The 19,745-nt window shown below is 73.2% G+C and carries 19 protein-coding genes; 17 read left to right on the top strand and 2 right to left on the bottom strand.

Annotation, left to right across the window (positions count from 1 at the left end; genetic code table 11):
* The first annotated feature begins 145 nt into the window (after positions 1–145).
* Genes BJ981_RS20715 through BJ981_RS20740 form a run of 6 tightly spaced genes read left to right on the top strand, consistent with a single transcriptional unit; the run spans position 146 to position 7,181 of the window.
* Positions 146–1,756 (top strand): alkaline phosphatase family protein, encoded by a 1,611-nt coding sequence (locus BJ981_RS20715; protein ID WP_239139747.1) that lies wholly within the window; start codon positions 146–148, stop codon positions 1,754–1,756.
* A 27-nt stretch (positions 1,757–1,783) separates the two neighbouring features.
* Positions 1,784–2,038, top strand: a complete 255-nt coding sequence (locus BJ981_RS20720; protein ID WP_184612949.1) for an acyl carrier protein — start codon at positions 1,784–1,786, stop codon at positions 2,036–2,038.
* Positions 2,039–2,042: 4 nt separating this feature from the next.
* On the top strand, positions 2,043–3,395 hold the full coding sequence (locus tag BJ981_RS20725) for an alkaline phosphatase family protein (protein ID WP_184612950.1): 1,353 nt from the start codon (positions 2,043–2,045) through the stop codon (positions 3,393–3,395).
* Complete coding sequence (locus BJ981_RS20730) at positions 3,392–4,072, top strand: hypothetical protein (protein WP_184612951.1); 681 nt, start codon at positions 3,392–3,394, stop codon at positions 4,070–4,072. Before BJ981_RS20725 ends, BJ981_RS20730 begins: the two co-directional genes overlap by 4 nt.
* A complete protein-coding gene (locus BJ981_RS20735; protein ID WP_184612952.1) occupies positions 4,069–5,361 on the top strand; it encodes an alkaline phosphatase family protein in 1,293 nt (430 codons plus the stop codon). Before BJ981_RS20730 ends, BJ981_RS20735 begins: the two co-directional genes overlap by 4 nt.
* On the top strand, positions 5,358–7,181 hold the full coding sequence (locus BJ981_RS20740) for a B12-binding domain-containing radical SAM protein (RefSeq protein WP_184612953.1): 1,824 nt from the start codon (positions 5,358–5,360) through the stop codon (positions 7,179–7,181). The genes BJ981_RS20735 and BJ981_RS20740 overlap by 4 nt, the downstream gene beginning before the upstream one ends.
* A 5-nt stretch (positions 7,182–7,186) precedes the next feature.
* Here BJ981_RS20740 and BJ981_RS20745 read toward each other — a convergent pair whose 3' ends face one another.
* Entirely contained in the window at positions 7,187–8,566 is a 1,380-nt protein-coding gene (locus tag BJ981_RS20745) for an alkaline phosphatase family protein (protein WP_184612954.1), read from the bottom strand.
* Positions 8,567–8,589: 23 nt separating this feature from the next.
* On the opposite strand from BJ981_RS20745, the gene BJ981_RS20750 reads away from it, so the two are divergent.
* From BJ981_RS20750 to BJ981_RS20770, 6 genes are all read left to right on the top strand, one after another.
* The gene (locus BJ981_RS20750) at positions 8,590–9,660 is read left to right on the top strand and encodes an LLM class flavin-dependent oxidoreductase (protein WP_184612955.1); all 1,071 of its coding nucleotides are present in this window, start codon (positions 8,590–8,592) and stop codon (positions 9,658–9,660) included.
* Between the two features lie 68 nt (positions 9,661–9,728).
* Positions 9,729–9,854, top strand: coding sequence for a hypothetical protein (locus BJ981_RS38310; protein WP_260324664.1), 126 nt, complete (start codon positions 9,729–9,731; stop codon positions 9,852–9,854).
* Between the two features lie 13 nt (positions 9,855–9,867).
* Positions 9,868–10,107 carry a hypothetical protein gene (locus BJ981_RS20755; protein WP_184612956.1) on the top strand — a complete coding sequence of 80 codons (240 nt, stop codon included), beginning with the start codon at positions 9,868–9,870 and terminating at the stop codon, positions 10,105–10,107.
* A complete protein-coding gene (locus BJ981_RS39255) occupies positions 10,094–11,017 on the top strand; it encodes a transglutaminase-like domain-containing protein (protein WP_184612957.1) in 924 nt (307 codons plus the stop codon). Before BJ981_RS20755 ends, BJ981_RS39255 begins: the two co-directional genes overlap by 14 nt.
* Entirely contained in the window at positions 11,017–11,679 is a 663-nt protein-coding gene (locus BJ981_RS20765) for an HAD-IA family hydrolase (protein ID WP_184612958.1), read from the top strand. The genes BJ981_RS39255 and BJ981_RS20765 overlap by 1 nt, the downstream gene beginning before the upstream one ends.
* Positions 11,672–12,130 (top strand): type II 3-dehydroquinate dehydratase, encoded by a 459-nt coding sequence (locus BJ981_RS20770; protein ID WP_184612959.1) that lies wholly within the window; start codon positions 11,672–11,674, stop codon positions 12,128–12,130. The genes BJ981_RS20765 and BJ981_RS20770 overlap by 8 nt, the downstream gene beginning before the upstream one ends.
* A 9-nt stretch (positions 12,131–12,139) precedes the next feature.
* Here BJ981_RS20770 and BJ981_RS20775 read toward each other — a convergent pair whose 3' ends face one another.
* Positions 12,140–13,090 carry an LLM class flavin-dependent oxidoreductase gene (locus BJ981_RS20775; protein WP_184612960.1) on the bottom strand — a complete coding sequence of 317 codons (951 nt, stop codon included), beginning with the start codon at positions 13,088–13,090 and terminating at the stop codon, positions 12,140–12,142.
* A gap of 160 nt (positions 13,091–13,250) precedes the next feature.
* Between BJ981_RS20775 and BJ981_RS20780 the strand changes: the two genes are divergently transcribed.
* From BJ981_RS20780 to BJ981_RS20800, 5 genes are read left to right on the top strand one after another with little or no spacing between them, the layout of a single operon-like run.
* Positions 13,251–14,114 (top strand): hypothetical protein, encoded by an 864-nt coding sequence (locus BJ981_RS20780; protein ID WP_184612961.1) that lies wholly within the window; start codon positions 13,251–13,253, stop codon positions 14,112–14,114.
* A gap of 9 nt (positions 14,115–14,123) precedes the next feature.
* A complete protein-coding gene (locus BJ981_RS20785) occupies positions 14,124–15,617 on the top strand; it encodes an aldehyde dehydrogenase family protein (protein ID WP_184612962.1) in 1,494 nt (497 codons plus the stop codon).
* Between the two features lie 30 nt (positions 15,618–15,647).
* Positions 15,648–16,745, top strand: coding sequence for a radical SAM protein (locus BJ981_RS20790; protein WP_184612963.1), 1,098 nt, complete (start codon positions 15,648–15,650; stop codon positions 16,743–16,745).
* Positions 16,742–18,925, top strand: coding sequence for an AMP-binding protein (locus BJ981_RS20795; RefSeq protein ID WP_184612964.1), 2,184 nt, complete (start codon positions 16,742–16,744; stop codon positions 18,923–18,925). The genes BJ981_RS20790 and BJ981_RS20795 overlap by 4 nt, the downstream gene beginning before the upstream one ends.
* On the top strand, positions 18,922–19,698 hold the full coding sequence (locus tag BJ981_RS20800; protein ID WP_184612965.1) for an SDR family oxidoreductase: 777 nt from the start codon (positions 18,922–18,924) through the stop codon (positions 19,696–19,698). Before BJ981_RS20795 ends, BJ981_RS20800 begins: the two co-directional genes overlap by 4 nt.
* Positions 19,699–19,745: the final 47 nt, after the last annotated feature.

Below are 19,745 nucleotides of genomic sequence, written 5' to 3' on the forward strand. Positions count from 1 at the left end.
CGGCGACCTCCTCCGTCGTGGCGCGTCGCGACAGCCGTAGGATACGTCCGCCGCGCAGGCAGTGGAAGAGGCGTTCCCGCTGCCTATCGCCGCGACTTGACGAAGCCTCACCCGGCGAGTGGACGTCCGCGCGCACCGCCGCCTAATGTCGGTTTCGGCTAGCTCGTCACGGTTCAGGAGTTTTCTGCGTCGTCCGTTATCAGCCCGGAAACGGAGGACTGTTTTGGCCACCCTGCGCACCCCTCCCAAGGCGCTGATTATCGGATTGGACGGCGCCGGTTTCGATATTATCGACCGCCTCGTTTCGGCCGGCCGGTTGCCCAATCTCGCCGCCTTGCTCGGCGCCGGGGCCTCGGCCCCGGTCGACACCACCTGGCCGGCCCACACCGCGCCGGGGTGGAGCTCCTTCGTCACCGGGCGGCGGCCGGGCGGGCACGGCGTCTACCAGTTCTTCGACACCCAGGACCCCGGGTACGGCGCGCACATCATGGGGTCCTCCGACCTCGGCTGCTCCTCGGCCTGGGACTGGCTGGCCGCGCAGGGCTGGTCGCTCGGCCTGGTGAACGTGCCGATGTCGCACCCGCCGCGCGACCTGCCCGGCTACCAGATCACCTGGCCGCTCCAGCAGACGATCCGCTACTGCAGGCCGGCCGGGCTGCTCGCGGAGCTGGCGAGGAACGGCGTCCACTTCCAGTCCGACCTGGCCACGATGTTCCGCGGCGACCTCGGCTACCTCGACGAGGCGGTCGCCAACGTCGAGGCGCGCGTCCGGTCGCTGGAGTACCTGATGACCGCCCACCCGACCGACCTGGTGATGGCGGTGCTGACCGAGGCCGACCGGGTGTGCCACCACTACTGGCACTTCTGGGACCCCGGCCACCCCCAGCACGCGCCCGCGCCGGAGGGCAGCGGCTGGGACGAGGCGATCGAGCGGATCTACGGGGCGCTCGACGACGGCGTGGGCCGGCTGCTGGAGATGGTCGGCGACGAGACCTCGGTCGTGGTGGCCTCCGACCACGGACTCGGCGTCGGCCGGTACGGCGTCGCGGTGCACCGGCTGCTGGAGGACGCCGGCCTGCTCACCACCGTCCCGGCCGGTGGGGCCCGGGACGGCGGGCAGGCGAGCTGGTTCACCGGGCAGGAGCGCTCCGTCGACTTCGGGCGGACGCGCGTCTACATGCCGGTGCCGGGCAGCTACGGCCTCAACGTGAACCTGGCCGGCCGGCAGCGCGACGGCGTCGTCGCCGAGCGGGACAGGGCCGCGGTCCTCGCCGAGGCCGCCGCCCTGCTGGAGGACCTCCGGACGCCCGGCCGCTCGCCGGTGTTCTCGGCGGTCGTGCCCCGTGACGTGGTCTACCCGGGCGTCCACGTCGGACGGGCGCCCGACCTGCTGCTAGTGCCGCGCGACGAGAGCGTGCTGCCGGTGACCGACCTGGAAGGGCCGGTGTGGCGGCCGAGCTGGCAGACCGGCCTGCACCGGTACCAGGGCATGTGGATCCACCGCTCGCCGCGGGTCACGCCCGGGCGGCTGGCCGGACCGGTCCGCATCGTGGACCTGCTGCCGACCCTGCTCGCCGAGCTCGGCGCGAGCTGGCCGGACTCGATCGACGGCCACCCGGTGCCGGTGGTGCGAGAACGGCAGGCCCGCCCGCTCGGCCCCCTGGCCGAGGACGAGGTCGTGGCCCCGGCCCCGGCCGGACCGACCGAGGAAGACCTGTACACCAGTCAACGACTCCGGGAGATGGGCTACCTGTAGGCGGGCCCTCGACGCGAAGGACACCTGATGGAAGACACCAAGGCAAAGCTGCGGAAGATCCTCGTCGAGTCGCTGGAGCTGGCCCGGGACGCCGACGACATCCCCGACACCGACCTCGTGCAGGAGCTGGGGCTCGATTCGATCAACACGCTGGAGTACCTGATCTGGGTGGAGAGCGAGTTCGGCATCCAGATCGCCGACGAGGACCTCTCGGTCGACCTGATCAACGACCTGAACACCCTCGCCTCCTACGTCGAGGCCCGCGTGGCCCAGTCGGTGTGAGACCGTGGCCTCTCCCCCCGGCACCCCCCGCCGCGTCGTCGTCGTCATCACCGAAGGCGCGACCCCCGAGCTGCTGACCCGGTGGAGCGACACCGGCGCCCTGCCCAACTTCGCCCGGCTGTTCCGCTCCGGCCGGTCCGGGCCGCTCGACGCGGACGGGGTGCCGTACGAGCCGCCGGGCCTGGTGTCGCTGCTGACCGGGCGCCGCCCCGGCGACCACGGCTTCTACTCGTACTGGTCGGCCCACGACCCCGACCACCAGCCGAGGGTGCTCACCGCCGAGCGCCACCGGCACCCGCTGCTGTGGCAGCAGTCCGAGCTCGTCGGCCTGCGCTTCGCCTGCGTCGGGATCTTCGGCACCCACCCGCCCGCCCCGATGCCCGGGTCGCTGATCACCTACCCGATGCAGACCACGCTGCACGCCTGCTATCCGCCGAACCTGCACCGCAGCCTCGCCGAGCGCGGCATCAAGCCGGTGCACGACGTGTCGATCTGGTGGTCGGGCCAGCCGCGCGCCGAGCTGCTGCCCCGGCTGCTGGAGGCCGACGTACGGCGCGGGCAGGCGGCGCTGACGCTGTTCGACGAGGGCGCCGACATCACGCTGGTGAACCTCACCGCGATCGACCGCTGCTCGCACATCTTCTGGCAGGAGCTGGAGCTCGGGCCGGAGCACGAGGCCGCGAGCGCGGTGTTCGCGGCCTACCGCACCGCGGACGACGTGCTCGGCGAGTTCCTGGACCGCCTCGACGACCGCACCACGCTGGTCGCCTTCTCCGAGATCGGCTTCGGGCCGCTGCGGGCGTACTGCTCGATGAACGACGTGCTGGAGAGCGCCGGGCTGTTCGGTAGGGACGAGCACGGCGCCGCCGCCTGGGAGAAGACCACCGCGTTCGAGGCGGTCCAGGGCACGCACGGGGTGAACGTCAACCTGCGCGGCCGCTACCGCTCCGGCACGGTCGCCCCCGAGGACTACGAGCGGGCCCGCGACGACGCCGCGCGGGCGCTGCTGGAGGCCGTCAACCCGCGCACCGGGCTGCCGTACCTGGCCGCCGTGCTGCGCCGCGAGGACGTCTACCGGGGCGGGGCCCTGGAGGAGGCGCCCGACCTCATCCTCGAACCCGCCGACTGGCGGTACCTGCCGCTGGGCGACCCCGGCTGGGCGTCGCACGTGCACCGGCACTGGCAGAGTGCCTGGCACCGGCGCCGCTCGTACTGGGCCGCGGCGGGCGCCGGCGTGCGCCCGGGCCGGGCCGAGGACGTCGCCACGCCGGTGGACGTGGCCGCGGCGGTGGCCTGCTACGCCGGGCGCGAGGTGCCCGCCGGCTTCGCGGGAACGCCGCTGGAGGACCTGCGATGAGGCTGCTGCCGCTGGCGATCACCAAGGTGGACGACCACGAGGCGTGCGTCGGCGCGGTCACCGAGGCCGGCGAGTGGATCAGGCCGGAGCCCGTGACCACCGCCCAGGTGACCGCGTCCGACCCGCCGTTCCGGTACTGGCGCCGCACCGAGGTCCCGCTCGGGCCGTCGCCGGAACCCGGCGCGCGCCCGGAGGACCGGGCGGTGCGCGGGACGCCCGTGCTCGACCCGGCGTCGTACGTCCCGCCCGAGGAGCGGCCGGCGCTGCTGGAGCGGCTGTGCGCGCCCGACGCCGAGGCCGCGGTCGGGGGCGCCCGGCGGACGCTCGGGCTGATCCGGGCGGAGGTGCTCGACGTCACGGTCCGGCGGGCGACCGGAGGGCGCGCGTTCCTGCGCTGCCGGTTCCGCGACGGCGCGGGCGCGGAGTACGACTGGATCGTGCCGGAGATCGCGTTCGGCGCGCGGGTGTGGCCGCACGTTCACGACGGCCGCCTCGACCCGGAGTACCGGGCCGGGCTCCTGGCGTCGCTGCGCGGCGCGGACACCTTCCTCACGCTGGGCCTGACCAAGCCGAACGACCGGTTCCCCAACCGGTTCGGCGGCTGCCACCCCCTCGTCGTCGGTGTCCACTCCGCCGTGCCCGACCGGGCCGCGGGTCGCGTCGGGACACCGGCATGACCGGCCGGATGCTGGTCGTCGGCCTGGACGGCATGCCGCTCGACCTGCTGCACGGGCTCGCCGGCGCCGGGATCATGCCGGCCGCGCGGCGGCTGCTGGCCGAGGGCCGCAGCGTGGAGCTGCGGGCGCCGGTGCCCGAGGTCAGCTCGACGTCCTGGGCGTCGTTCCTGACCGGCGCCAACCCCGCGCGGCACGGCGTCTACGGGTTCGTCGACCTGCTGCCCGGCGGCTACCAGACCTACTTCCCGAACGTCACGCACCTGCGCGCGCCGCCGCTGTGGGAGCAGGCCGCCGGGCGCAGGACGCTGTGCCTCAACGTCCCCGGCACCTACCCCGCGCCGGAGACCGGCGGCGTCGTGGTGTCGGGCTTCGTCGCGCCGTCGTTCGACCGCGCGGTCCGCCCGGCCCGGCTGCTGGAACCGCTGCGCCTGCGCGGATACCGGCTCGACGTCGAGGTCGGCGACGTGGCGGCGGACCCGCGGGCGTTCATCGGCCGGGTGAGCGCCGCGCTCGCCGCCCGCGCGCTGAGCTTCGAGTACCTGCTCGACACCGAGCCGTGGGACCTCGCGATCGCCGTGATCACCGAGACCGACCGGCTGCAGCACTTCCTGTGGCGGCACGTGACCGACGAGGCGAGCCCGCTGCACGAGGCGGTGCTCGGCGTGTACGCCCAGGTCGACGCGTGCCTCGCGCGGCTGGTCGAGCGGTGCGAGGAGGACGACGGGATCGCCCTGGTGAGCGACCACGGCTTCGGCCCCGCGGACTGCCAGTTCCACGTCAACGCCTGGCTGCGCGAGAAGGGCCACCTCGCCGCGCGCGAGGACACGCCGGCGCTGGCAGAGGTGGACGAGCGGACCTCGGTGTTCGCGCTCGACCCGGCCCGGCTGTACCTGAACCGGCCCGGCCGCTTCCCGCGCGGGCGCGCCGGCCTCGGCGACGCCTTCGCCGAGGAACTGGCCGTCGAGCTGACGAGCCTGCGCTGGGAGGGCCGGCCCGTCGTCGAGCGGGTGTACCGGCGCGAGGAGGTCTACCGGGGGCCGCTACTGGACCTGGCGCCCGACCTGGTCGTCATGCCGGCGCCCGGGGTCCAGCTCCGCGGCGCGTTCGGCGCGGACGCCGTGGTGCGCCCGGACGTGTTCACCGGCACCCACACCCGCGGCAACGCCGTGTTCTACCTGCGCGGCGGCGACGCGGCGCTGCCTGACCCCATGGACATGGAGGACGTCGCGCCGGTCCTGCTCGGCCGCCTCGGCGTGCCGGCCGCGGTTCCCGTTGGAGGTAGGGGATGACCACCACGCTGCCGATCACCATGGTGACGCGCAAGCCGGGCACGTTCGAGATCGCGATCGACCCGCGGATCACCGACCCGGCGTCGTTCCGGGTCAGCTTCCTGATCCTGCTGGACGGCGACCTGGTCATGTCGCCGGAGCACCTCGGCGTGGCCTACATGGCGAGCGTGCTGCGCAAGGTCGGCGTCACCGCGGAGATCCGCGAGGTCGTGCACGGCGAGGAGAAGGCGGCGGTCGACGCCCTCGCCGAGTACGCGCCGCGGCTGGTCTGCTTCACGCTGATGAGCCTGAACGTGGCGAGCTGCCTGCGGGTCTCCCGGCTGATCCGCGAGCGGCTGCCCGACACGGTGATCGCCTGCGGCGGGCCCGCGGGCACCTTCGCCGGGCTGGACGTGCTGCGCAACAACCCGCACGTCGACGTCGTCGCGGTGGGCGAGGGCGAGCCGGTCATCCTCGACCTGGTCCAGAAGCTCTACCTGGACGAGCCGCTGACCGGCTGCCCGGGGATCGGCCTGCGGCTGCCGGACGGCGAGCTGCGGCAGAACCCGCCGCGTCCGGTGCTGCACGACCTCAACGTGCTGCCGTTCCCGGCCCGCGACCAGCTCGAACAGCACGGCAACAAGCTGGAGTACGTGCGGGTCAGCACCAGCCGCGGCTGCGTCGCGCACTGCACGTTCTGCTCGGCGCCGCACCTGAAGAACCGCGCCCAGCCGGGCAAGCCGTGGCGGGCCCGCGACCCCGAGCTGGTGGTGGACGAGGTCGAGGAGCTGGTGAAGCGGTACCGGTTCCGCACCTACGACTTCATCGACTCGACGTTCGAGGACCCCGACGGCGGCCGCGTCGGCAAGAAGCGGGTCGCCGCCATCGCGGGCGGCATCCTCGAGCGCGGCCTGGACATCTACTACAACGTCTGCATGCGCGCCGAGAACTGGAGCGACGACGACAACGAGCTGCTCGACCTGCTGGTGCGCTCGGGCCTGGAGAAGGTCAACGTCGGCATCGAGTCCGGCGTGCCGTCGGAGCTGGAGCTGTGGGAGAAGCGGGCGACCGTGGAGGACAACGCCACGATCATCCGGCTGCTCCGCGAGCACGGCGTCTACCTGGCGATGGGCTACATCCCGTTCCACCCGTACGCCACGGCCGAGACGCTGGTGCAGAACGCCGAGTTCCTGCGCAGGAACGCCGGGCACAACCTGCGCCGGATGACCGAGCGGCTGGAGATCTACCCGGGCACCGCGATCCTGCGCAAGATCGAGGCCGAGGGCCTGCTCGCCGACGGGTACTGGGACACCCTGGACCCCTACGGCTACCACTTCGCCGACCCGCGCGTGGAACGGCTCGCCAAGCACTACGCGTCGCTGTACAACAACGACGACTACCACCGGCACGGCGTCATCACCGAGCAGTCCTCGGTGTTCGAGTTCGAGACGTTCAACGTCGTCGTGCAGACGTTCATCTCGCGGCTCTACCGGCGGTTCCACCCGGTGCCGGGCGCGAAGGAGGTCATCCAGGAGTTCAAGGACTGGGTGCACGGCGTGCGGCAGGAGTGCGGGCAGTTCAACTTCGAGTTCTTCATGCGCAACCTGGACGCCGTGCTGAACGACCGGCTGGACGCCGACAAGCAGCGCCGCGACGTGGAGGACGTCGGCCACTACTTCCGGCAGCGGATCAACCAGATCAAGAGCCAGCAGCTCAGGGTCGGCAAGGCGCTGCATCGGCTCGGCTGCAACGTCGCCGAGATCAGCTCCACGCTGCCGCCCGTACGGCCCGGCGGCGCGCCCCGCAGCTACAGCACCGAGGGCGCGAGCGCCGTATGGTGACCCGCCTACCCGACGACCGTGCCGCGCTGCCCGGCCAGGCGCGGCAGCCCCAGCAGGTCCTGCAGGGTGGGCGCCACGTCGTACAGCGACAGGCCCTCCCTGCGGCCGGGGGTGCGGCCGGCGCCGGACAGGACGAAGATGCCCTGCTCGGCGTGGTTGGCGTGGTCGGGTCCTGTGTCGTTGTCGGGCGAGTACAGGCCGCGGCCGAGCCCGAGCGTGGCGAGCGCCCGCCAGCGCAGGTCGCCGAAGTAGACGATCAGGTCCGGCGGGATCGCGTTGACCTCGGGGTACACGTCGGCGGGCCGCATCGCCCGGTTGCCCATGGGCAGGCCGTCCGGGCCGGGGATCGCCTCGATCGCCGCGGCGATCTGGTCGAGCGTCGCGTCCAGCTCGCGCGCGGGCACCGTGCCCTGCGGCTCGCGGCCGGCCACGTTGAGGAAGATCCGGCCGTAGTAGCCGCCCTCGGCCCAGGCCGTGGTGCGCGACCAGTCGACCTTGGCGTCGGCCATCCGCGTCGGCCCGGACGGCTCCTCGGCGAGCACCAGCAGGCCTTGCCGCCGCAGCCACTCGTTGACGCAGAACCCGCCGACCATCGGCTGCCCGCCGTGGTCGGAAACGACCAGCACCGCGGTGTCGTCCGGCAGCGTCTCCAGGAACGCCGCCAGGTGCCGGTCCAGGGCCCGGTAGTAGTCGCGGAAGACGTGCTCCCAGCGGTTGCCCGGCTCGTACCGGGGATGCTCGGGGTCGCAGTACCGCCAGAAGCCGTGGTGCAGCCGGTCCGGCCCCATGTCGACGAAGGCGAAGAGGTCCCAGTCGCGGGTGCGGGCCATGTGCCCGGCGAGCGCGAACCGCTGCTCGGACATGTCGAAGATCTGCTGCGAGATGCGCTCCAGATCGGGCGACCGGAAGTCGTTGACGTCGAGGTGATATCCGCCGGTAATGCGTTGTACTTCGTTACGAAGCTCGCGGGGAAACGTGAAGTCGGCGTCGGTCGAGGGCGCCATGAAACACGACACCATTTCGCCGTGAATGGGAGCGGGAGGGTACGTGCCCGGCATGCCGATGACGACGCTGCGGCGGCGCTCGGCCGACAGCGCGTCCCACAGTCGCGGCAGGGTGAACTTGTCCGACGAGGCGAAGGCCAGCGACCCGTAGTCGTGGTCGCGCCGGTCGCGGAAGCCGTAGACGCCCAGCTCACCGGGGGTGCGGCCGGACATCATGCAGGCCCAGGCCGGCACCGTGATCGGTGGCACGACACTGCGCATCGGTCCCCACGCCGCGTCCCGCCGCAGCCGGGTCAGCGTCGGCATGTCGGCGGCGAACCGGTCGAAGGCGAGCTGAGGAGTACCGCAGTCCAGCCCGATCAGAGCGACTCGTTGAGGCATAAAACGAAAATACCGGAGCCATCATGAAGTTCGGATATTTCACGCACGTATGGGGCGGTTCTGGACTGACCGCCGGGCAGCGGTACGAAACGCTCTGGAACGAAGTGGAGCTCGCCGACCGGCTCGGCTTCGACTACGCCTTCTCCGTCGAGCACCATTTCTCGCCGGAGGAGAGCTGGATGCCCTCCCCGACGATCTTCTGCACCGGCGCCGCGCTGCGCACCGAGCGGATCAGGCTCGGGCCGATGGGCTACATCCCGCCCCTCTACAACCCCATCCGGGTCGTGGAGGAGATCGCCGCGCTCGACCACGTGACCGGCGGGCGGCTCGACGTCGGGCTCACCTCCGGGCTGATGCGGTCGTTCTTCGACCCCTACGGCGCGGACTTCGACCGGCGGCGCGAGCTGACCCAGGAGTGCCTGGAGCTGATCCGGGTCGCGCTGGCCGCCGACGGGCCGTTCTCCTTCGAGGGGGCCGCGCACAGCTACCACGACCTCACCCTGTCCTTCGGCCCGGTGCAGCGCCCGCACCCGCCGCTGTGGATCCCCACCCGCGACCGCAACATGCTGCGCTACCTCGCCCGGATCGGCGCGCACACCTCCTCCACGATGATCGTGCCCCGCTCCGCGCTCGGCCTGGTCTACCGGCACTACGTGCGCTGGTGGCAGGAGGCCGGGCACCCCGGCAAGCCCGACATCGGCTACTGGACGCTGGTCCACGTCGCCGACGACGACGAGGAGGCGGTGGAGCGCGCGGCGCCGCACGTCATCCACACCCTGACCAAGGTGCTCGGGTACGGGCGCAACACCTCCGAGCCGATCGGCGGCGGGTACGGCCGGCGGGCCGCGCTCAGCACCGACGACATCCTGCGGCACGCGGGCGACATGAACTTCCTGATGGAGCACAACCTGGTCTTCGCCGGGTCGCCCGCGACCGTGGCCGACCAGATCCGCAGGGCCGCTCAGGAGGGCTGCTTCAACACGCTGCTGGGCGAGTTCAACTTCGGGTCGCTCGACTGGCGCGAGCTGTCGGGGTCGATGCGGAGGTTCGCCGAGGAGGTCATCCCGGCCCTGGCGGACTTCGAGCCGTACTGAGCCCTTGTGGCCCCTATGAGCCCTTGTGAGCCCTTGTGAGCCGTAGAGAGCCGTAGCGAGGAGGAGCCGTGGAACCGGAACACGACGACCGGGCCGCCGAGACGGCGGAGGAGGCGGCGGGGCCCGAGGCCTACAGCCGCGAGGAGGAGGAGCAGCTCGCGGCGCGGCTGCAGGAACTGGGCTACATCGAGTGAAGAGCGAGGGACGATGCCGGAGGGCATGTCCGCGGCGCAGTTCGCGGACTATCTGACCAGATCGGTCGGCAGGGCGGGCACGGCGCTGGACCAGGACCTGCCGCTCGGCGAGCAGCTCGACGTGGACTCCTCCCGGCTGATGGAGCTGTCGATCGCGCTGGAGCTGGAGCTCGGCATGGACCTGCCCGACGACGTCGACCTGCGCGCGCTCAGCCCCGCCGCGCTGTACCACGACTACCGTGCCGGCGACTGACGCCCTGGCGGCGGGGGACGTCGCCACCGACCGGCTGGCCGAGCTGGTGGACCTGGTGCGGCGGGTGCCGGACCAGGTCCGCCGGTTCTCGCTGCCCGCCGAGGCGGCCAGGACGCTGCACCGCCTCGACGCGCCGCTGCTGGACCGCCTGGTGACGCTCGGCCTGCCGCACGTGGAATGCGGTCCGGTCCGGCTGTTCGACGACCACGACCTCAGCAACATCGCGCTCCATCTGGGGCTGATGTCGGTGCGGCGGCGGGCCATGCGCGCCTGGGCCAGCGCACTGCGCCTCGGCGGCGAGGGCAGCCCGGCGCGGCGCGTCCACTTCGTCCCGGGGTGCCCGGTGCCGGGACACCGGGGGCCGTGCCGGTACCAGGTGCTGGCGCCCGGCGGGACGCGGCGGGAGTGCGTGGCGGGCCCCGACCCGACGGCGCCGGTGATGTCGCTGGACGTGCGGGTGCGCGCGGACTGGCCGGAACCGCCGCCCGCGGCGCTGGAGCTGATGGCCGAGGTGCGGCCGGTGCGGTTCTTCCTGCTGCCGGAGGCGATCCGCTGGGACCTGGGCTTCCTGCGCAGGACGGGCCTCGCCGACTGCGGCGGGGTGGCCAAGTACCTGGTGGCCGAGGGACGGCGGCGGGGGATGCCGGTGCGGTTCTCCTTCGGGCTGCTGGTCTCCAAGCCGTACTCGACGCCGCACTGCTGGGCGGAGTTCGAGGTCGACGGGACCTGGGTGCCGGTGGACCCGCTGATGGTCGCGGCCATGTGCGCGTGGGCGGGGCTGCCCGCGGCCGAGTGGCCGGCGTCGCGGTCGCCGGGCGCGCTGTTCTGCCGGCTGACCGACCGGTTCACCCGGGTGGCCGTCCACGACGGACTGTGGGCGGCCCTGTCTCTGCCAACGGAGGTAGTGTGATGGGCGCCGCCCAGAGGGATTTCCACGCCGTCGTGTTCGACCTCGACGGCGTTCTGGTGGACAGCTTCGCCGTGATGCGCGAGGCGTTCTCGGCCGCCTACGCCGAGGTCGTGGGGCCCGGCGCGCCGCCGTTCGAGGAGTACAGCCGCCATCTGGGGCTGTACTTCCCCGACATCATGCGCATGATGGGCCTGCCGCCGGAGATGGAGGAGCCGTTCATCGAGGCCAGCCGGCGGCTGACCGGGCGGGTGCGGGTGTACGACGGCGTCCCCGAGATGCTGGCGTCGCTGCGGGACGCCGGGCTGGTGACCGGCGTGGCCACGGGCAAGCACGGCTGGCGGGCGCGGGCGCTGCTGGAGGCGGTCGGCCTGTCGCCCCTGCTGGACGTGGTGATCGGCAGCGACGAGGTGTCCCGGCCGAAGCCCGCGCCCGACATCGTGCAGGCGTGCCTGGACAAGCTGGGCGTGCCGCCGGGGCAGGCGATGTACGTGGGCGACGCCCCGGCCGACATGCGCAGCGCGCGGGCGGCGTCGGTGCTCGCCGTGGCCGCGCTGTGGGGCGGGGACGGCCAGGGTCCGGAGGCGCTGCTCGCCGAGCGGCCCGGCCTGGTGTGCGCGCGCCCGTCGGACGTGGTGGCGGCGGCGGTGACCGGCGATGCCTGAGATCCTGCTGCTCAACGGCCCGAACCTCGGCATACTCGGCCGCAGGCAGGTGCACGTCTACGGCACCGACACGCTGGCCGACATCGAGCGCGCGGTGGCCGCCGAGATCGCGCCGGAGTACAAGCTGGCCGGCGTCCAGCGCGACGGCGAGGGCGAGCTGATCGGCGCGGTCCAGGACCACTACCACGTGGCAGGCGCGATCGTGAACCCCGGCGCGCTCATGATCGCCGGATGGGGGCTGCGCGACGCGCTGGAGAGCTTCCCCGCGCCGTGGATCGAGGTACACCTGTCGAACGTCTGGGCCCGGGAGTCCTTCCGCCACGAGTCGATCACCGCCGCGCTCTCCGCGGGCGTGATCGCCGGCTTCGGCGCCCACGGCTACACCCTGGCCGCCAAGGCCCTCCTGCGTCTTCTGGCGACCCGCCCCACCGGGTCGCCGGAAGGCGGCTGACGCGGCCCGCTAGGCGGGGGCGGGCGCGGCGGCGGGCGCGACGAGCGGGACGACCTCGGTCTTGAACGCCTCCAGGCTGGCCGTCTCGGGGTAGTCGCGGAAGGACACCGCCATCTCGGTGATCCCGGTGTCCACGTACCGCTGCACCTGCCTGGCCACCGCCGGCACCGTGCCGACGAGGTTGCGCTCGCAGTAGTTGTCGGGGTGGGCGCTCCAGAAGGCGATCACGAACGGGCTGCCCAGCCAGCGGTCCCGCGCGATGGTGTCGGGGAAGAGGTGACACTCGATGTGCACGACCTCGGCGATGCCGGACGGGTCGCGGCCCGCTCGATCGCACGCCTCACGCAGCCGCGCCCGGCCCGCGGCCACCTCCGCCGGGCTGCCCTGCCACACGACCTGGTCGGCGCGGCGCGCGGCGAGCTCGACGTCGCCCTCGATCCGGCCGGCCTGCAGCCGCAGCGGCGGCGCCTGGACCGGCCGGGGAGCGCAGTGGGCGTCCTTGAGCCGCCAGTGGTCGCCCGTGTACGTCACGGCGGGCTCGCTCCACAGCAGGCGCAGCGCCTCCACCTGCTCGTCCAGGACGGCCGGCCGCTCGGCCGGCGCGGGCGTCGCCCACCCGTACGACTCGTACCCGCTCGGGTGGCTCCCGGTGCCGAGCTCCAGCACGACCCGGCCGCCGCTCGCCACGTCCAGCGTCGCCGCCCGCTTGGCCAGCGCCCCCGGGTGGTGGTACGGCGCGCACGGCACCTGGACGCCGATCCGCGCCCGGGCGGTCACCCCGGCCAGCGCCGTCGCCGCGATCCAGGAGTCGAAGACCGGCTCCGGCGACCGCCGCGGCTGGGTGTCCACGCAGTCCCGCACCCACAGCTCGTCGTACCCGAGGCGCTCGGCGAGCTCGCCGACCTCGGTCATGCGCCGCCAGGCCGCCGCGGGATCCCATCCGGAGAACTCCTGGTTCACCCCGTGTGGCAGGAAAGCGCCCCACCGAAATCCGCCCGGTTTCACAGTCGAGTCACCTACTTCGTCAAGTCGCTCCTGTATATAGTCGGTGCCCTCACCTAGGCTACCGCTAGGTGCCCCAATATGCGAAGTACGTCCGGCCGAAGAAAGGGTTTCCGACGTGGCGGACGCGGATATTCTCGAAAGAGCCGAAGAGTTCTTGTGGCGTAACGCCCGGCTGGTCGACCGGCTGCGTTTCGAGCACCTTTTCCGCGGGGGCGGCCGCGAGCTGCCCGTCGCCGCGGTGCGCGCCTACCAGAATTCCGACGGCGGGTTCGGCAACGCGCTCGAACCCGACCTGCGCGGCCCGGGGAGCCAGCCCGAGCCGACCAGCCTCGCGCTGCAGATGCTCGACGAGCTCGGCGCGACCGGCGACCCCGCCGTGCCGAAGGCGCTGGACTACCTCGCCTCCATCACCCGGCCCGACGGCGGCGTCCCCTTCGTCCTGCCGTCGTCCCGGCGCTACCCGCACGGGCCGTGGTGGCGGACCGAGGACGACCCGCCGGGCACCCTGGTGGCGACCGCGAATGTCGTGGGCATCCTGTATAAGAACGGAATCCGGCATTCCTGGACCGAGCCCGCGACCGAGTTCTGCTGGCGGGAACTGGAACGCCTCACCGGCACCTGGCCGTACGAAGCCCGGTCGTTCATCCCATTTCTGGATTATGTCCCGGACCGGGATCGGGCCGAGGCCGTGTTCGAGCGGGTCGGAAAACTGATTCTCCAGGTCGTGGAATTCGATCCGGACGCCGAGGGCGAAGTGCACAGACCACTCGATTTCGCGCCCCGTCCTGACACCATCGCACGGCGGCTGTTCGGCGACGACGTCATCGAAAAGCACCTCGACGCGCTCGCCGCCGCGCAGAAGGACGACGGCGGCTGGACCTTCGACTGGCAGATCTGGACCCCGGTGACCGAGCCGGAATGGCGCGGCTGGGTCACGGTCCGCGCACTGAAGACCCTGCGGGCGTACGACCGGCTCTGAGGCGGCGGCATGGCTGACACCGCACCATTCCCCATGTGGATCGGCGGCCGGCCCGTTCCGGCCGCCGAGGGCGAGACCTTCGCCTCCTACGAACCGGCCACCGGCGCGCGCCTCGCCGACGTGCCCCGGGCGACGTCACCCGACGTCCGGGCCGCCGTGCGCGCCGCCCGCGCCGCCTTCGACGACGGGCCGTGGCCCCGGCTGCCGGCGCGGGAACGCGCCGCCGTGCTGCGCCGCGTCGCCGGCCGCCTCGCCGCCGAGTCCGCCCGGCTCGCCGAGCTGGAGGTGCGCGACACCGGCAGCACCATCCGCAAGGCGACCCGCGTCGACGTCGCCGGGGCCGCCGCCGCGTTCGAATGGTGCGCCTGGTGGGCGGAGTCGCTGGGCACCCGCGAACCGCCCGGCCCGGCGCCCGAGTACCTGCACTGGCGGCCGGTCGGCGTCGTCGCCGCGATCACCCCGTGGAACTTCCCGCTGCTGCTGGCCGCCTCCCGCGTCGCCCCCGCCATCGCCGCCGGCAACGCGTGCGTGCTCAAGCCCGCCTCCTTCACCTCGCTCACCTCGCTGGAGCTCGGCCGCCTCGCCCACGAGGCCGGCCTGCCCCCGGGCGTGCTCAACGTCGTGACCGGCCCCGGCGCCGCCGTCGGCGACGAACTGGCCAGGAGCCCCGAGGTCGACCTCGTGACGCTGACCGGCTCCGACGGCGTGGGGGAGCAGGTGCGGGCCGCGGCGGCGGGCGCGGTCCGGCTCGACCTCGGCGGCAAGTCGGCCAACGTCGTGCTCGACGACGCCGACCTCGACCTCGCCGCCTCCGGCGCGCTGTGGGGCTGCTTCTTCCACAACGGCCAGATCTGCATGGCCGCCGCGCGGCTCATCGCGGCCGACCGGGTGTACGACGAACTCGTCGCCCTGATCGCCAAGCGCGCCCCGCTGCTGCGCCTCGGCGACCCCCTCGACCCGGCCACCGACCTCGGCCCGCTGATCACCCGCCAGCAGGCCCGCACCGTGCGCCGGCACGTCCAGGCCGCGGTGGCCGCGGGCGCCGCGCTGCGCTGCGGCGGCGACGCCCCCGGCGCCCTGCCCGCCGGGCTGGACGCCGCCGCGTACGTCCGCCCGGCCGTGCTCGCCGACGTCGCGCCGGACAGCGCCGCCGCGCAGGAGGAGATCTTCGGCCCGGTGCTCTCGGTCATCCGGGTGCGGTCCGACGACGAGGCCGTGGCGGTCGCCAACGGCACCCGGTACGGGCTGAGCGCGGCGGTGTGGTCCGGCGACCCCCGGCGCGCGGCCGGTGTCGCCGAGCGGCTGCGCGCCGACACCGTGTGGATCAACGACTACCGGATGGTCGACGTCACCCGGCCGGGCGCCGCGGGGACCGCCACCGACCGGCACTGGAACCGGCTGACCAACGAGCTCGATCACTACCGGCGGCGACAACGCGTCGACGCGACCGTGGACGCCGGCCGGAGGCGGCGCAACTACGACCTACTGAGCGGCGAGATCTGAACCGCCGGCTCAGGGAGCAGGAGACACGCCATGCCCAAAGCACTGCTCGGCAACGACCTGGTCATCAACGAGGACTCGTGCAACCTGAGCTGCACCTACTGCCTGACCGGCCAGAGCAACCTGAAGGAAGGGCACCAGCTCAAGCTCATCTTCCAGCCGCCCGCCCGCGACTCCTACACACCCGGCGGCCCGCTGGCCGACCGCATCGAGACGGTGTCCGACCGGCTCCGCGACCACTTCAAGCTCCCCCTGCTGAAGGTCACCGGCGGCGAGATCTTCCTGGTCAGGAACATCATGGACTTCCTGGAGCGCGAGGCCCCGAAGTACGAGGTGCTCGTCGTCCAGACCAACGCCGTCCTCGTCAACGACGAGCACCTGGCGCGGCTCACCGCGATCCCGAACGTCGTGCTGCAGATCTCGCTGGACAGCCACCTGCCGACCGGCAACAGCTACCGGGTCCCCAAGGACACCCTGCACGACCGGATCGTGGCCGGCATCGCCCGCATCATCGACTCCGGCATTCCCGTGGAGATCTACGCGGTGCTCAACGACCGCAGCGTGACCGAGATGGCGGACTTCGCCGGCTGGCTGATGAGCTTCGCGAACCGGCCGGCGTACTTCCCGTTCCCGGTGCGCGGGCCGGACGCCGAACAGTTCAAGGTGCGGCCGGAGCAGGTGCGCCACATCGAGGAGTTCGCCGACCGTTACGACGAGTTCGCCCCCATCCTGCCGCCCCGCGCGTACTTCGACAGGTTGCTGCGCTTCTACCACGAGGGACGGCGCACCTTCCGCTGCCACCTGCCGCGGCTGGTCGTGTCGACCTTCAGCGACGGCGTCGTCACGCCGTGCCCCAACATCTGGTTCAGCGACATGGGCAACACCCTCGGCGAGGACTGGGAGAAGGCCCTGAACAAGGTCGGCGAGACCGGCCTGTACAAGGCGCTGCTCGCCCCCCGCCCCCGGCTGGAGGCCTGCCACGGCTGCTTCACGCCCTGGGACACGCTGTCGATGTACTTCGAGGACGAGATCACCCTCGACGAGCTGTGCGCCGCTCCCACCTACTCGCCGCCGCGCATCAGGGAACTGCTCGCCGAGATGAAGCGCGAATACCTGGCGGGCGGCGCGTGACCGGCCTCGCCGGCCTGGTACGGTCCGGCGACCCGGACCGGCGCGTCGTCAACGGCCTGACCGCCGCGCAGGTGGACAAGGAGGTCCGGCGCCGCGCCGATGAGCTGCGCGCGCTCAGGGTGGCCGGGCCGGTCGCGCTGCGCGCCCCGAACGGCGCCGACTGGCTGGTGGAGTTCCTCGCCCTGCTGGAGGCCGGGGCGAACCCGCTGCTCGTCTCCGAGGACGCCCCCGACCAGGAGCTCGCCCGGCTGCTCGGCCTGGCCCGCGACGGCGACCGTCCCGAGCGGGCGGTCCTCGTGCCGACCTCCGGCTCCACCGGGCTGCCCGCCCTCGTCACCCGCACCGAGGCGTCCCTGCTGCGCGAGGGCGAGCGGTACCGCACGACGCTCGCGCTGCACGGACGCGACCGCGTCCTCCTCCCGCTGCCGCTGTGCCACGCCTACGCGCTGGCGTGGGCGACGGCCGCGCTGGTCGCCGGTGCCGAACTGCGCGCCGTCCCGCCCGCCGCGCTCACGGCCATCGAGGACGAGCTCGCCCAGGGCGCCACGATCATCGCGCTCGTCCCCACCCTCGCCCGGCTGCTCGCCACCCGGCGGCTCCGGCGCGGCGGCGAGATCCCCCCGCCGCCGCGGATGGCGATGGTCGGCGCCGGGCCCGTCGACCAGCGCCTGGAGGACTCCTTCCGCGCCGCGTTCGGCTGCGGCACCTCGCGCAACTACGGCTCCACCGAGACCGGAACCCTGTTCGCCGGCCTCGCCGACCTGCCGTCCCTGTGCGTCGGACGGCCGCTGGACGGCGTGGCGTACCGCATCGTGGACGAGCGCGGACGACCCTGCCCGGACGGCAGGCCGGGCGTGCTGGAGGTGAACCTCGACGACGCCGGCGTCTGGCACTCCACCCGCGACCTCGCCGTCCGGGACGCCGAGGGCCGGGTCTTCATGCTCGGCCGGCAGTCGAGCGCGATCCGCCGCGGCGCGCGCTGGGTGGCGCCGCTGGAGGTCGAGAACGTGCTGCGCGAGCACCCCACGGTCCGCGACGTGCACGTGTACGCGCGGGCCGGGCGGTTCGAGGGCGAGGACGCGATCGTCGCCGAGGTCGAGGCCGCGGCGGACCTGGCCGAGGGCGAGCTGCTGGCGTTCGCCCGCGAGCGGCTGGCCCCGCACAAGGTGCCCACCGAGATCGTCCGCACCGCCCGGCTGGACCGCACGATGACCGGCAAGGTCCGCGCCAGGCCCCGCTACCGGCTCGCCGGGCCGGACGTCGTCGCCGCGGCCGTGCGCGGGTACAAGGCGGCCGAGCTGCTGTTCGCGCTCCGCGACCTCGACGTCCTCGACCGGCTCGACGGTCGCACCGGCACCGACGAGATCGCCGCCCGGCTCGGCCTGTCGGCGGCCGAACTGGACTGGGCCCTCGCCGTCGCCGCCCGCCTCGGCCTCGTGACGACCGCCCAGGACAGCCCCCAAGATCCCATTGCGCAGCGGGCCGTCCCCACGGCCGCCCCGCGCCTGGAGCAGGGCGCTTCCGCCACGTACCTGGACCTGGAGGCGGCGCTGTCGCGTGGCTGGACGGCCAGGGAGACCATCGCCGACACCCTCCGGCACGGCCGCCGCCGCCTCGACGCGCGCACCCCCGCCGACGAGATCGTCCACGCCTACCAGGCGGCGATGAACGGCCCCGAGACCGCCGGCCGCACCCGCCTCGGCCGCAGGCTCGCCGCCGTCCCGCCCGGCGCGCGCGTGCTGGAGGTCTCCGCCGGCCCCGGCCGCTACCTGGCCGAGATCCTCGCCGCCGACCCCACCGCCAGCGGGGAACTGCTGCGGCTCGGCCGGTTCTCCGGCCCGCCCGCGCCCGGCATCGCGACCACCGAGAATCCGCCCGCCGGGGCCTACGACCTGTGCGTCGTCGCCAACGGCGTCCACGGCCCCGCGCCCGGCGACGACCTCGCCTGGCTGCTCGCCCGGCTGCGTCCCGGCGGGCGGCTGCTCGTCGACGACGTGTTCCTGCCCCCGGAAGGCTCCGGGGCCGAGCTCGGCATCGACTGGCTCACCCACGGCGGCTGGTCCTGGCCGGCCGTGACCGACCTGACCGCAGGGCTCGCCGCGGCCGGCGGCGTCGTCGTCCGCGACGCCCGGATCGGCGCCTCGCCCTGCCACCTCGTCCTCGCCACGGAAGGATCATGATGGCCGACCTCGCCCACCTGACCGCCCGATACGGCCTGGACGACCGGGTCGCCGTCGTCTCCGGCGCCTCCGGGAACATCGGGTCCGCCTGCTGCCGGGAACTCGCCCTCGCCGGAGCCACGGTCATCGCCGGCTACCACGGCAACGAGCAGGCCGCCAAGCTCCTCGCCGAACAGATCGAGGCCGCCGGCGGCACCTGCGTCCCGGTACAGGCCGACCTCAGCCGCCCGGACGGCGCGCAGACGCTCGTCGACACCGCCCTGCGGACCTTCAAGCGGGTCGACATCGCCGTCGCGGCGGCCGGCATCCGCACCCGCCGCCTGGCCCTCGGCACCGACCCCGCCACGGTCGCCGAACTCCTCGCCGTCAACTTCGAGAGCGCGATCGGCCTGGCCAAGGCATGCCTGCGCCCCATGATGCGGGCCAGATACGGCCGGATCATCCTGTTCGGCTCGCGCGCCGGCGTAACCGGCCTCCCCGGCCACGCCGCGTACGCCGCCACCAAGGGCGCCCTGCAACCGTGGGCCGCCTCCGTCGCCGGCGAACTCGGCACCCACGGCATCACCGTCAACGTGATCGCCCCCGGCGCCATCCGCGCCGACCAGACCGACTTCCACTCCGAGGAAGAGCAGAAGCTGGTCCTGAAGTTCATCGGCGCCGGCCGCTTCGGCGAGCCGGAGGAAGTCGCCGCAGCGGTGAGCTTCCTCGCCTCCTCCTCATCCAGCTACCTCAACGGCACCACCGTGACAGTCGACGGCGGAGCCCGATTCTGATGGACACGGCTCCACCACCCCGGACCAGCACAGCTTCACCGGTCCAG

The organism is Sphaerisporangium krabiense, from assembly GCF_014200435.1.
Lineage (GTDB): Bacteria > Actinomycetota > Actinomycetes > Streptosporangiales > Streptosporangiaceae > Sphaerisporangium > Sphaerisporangium krabiense.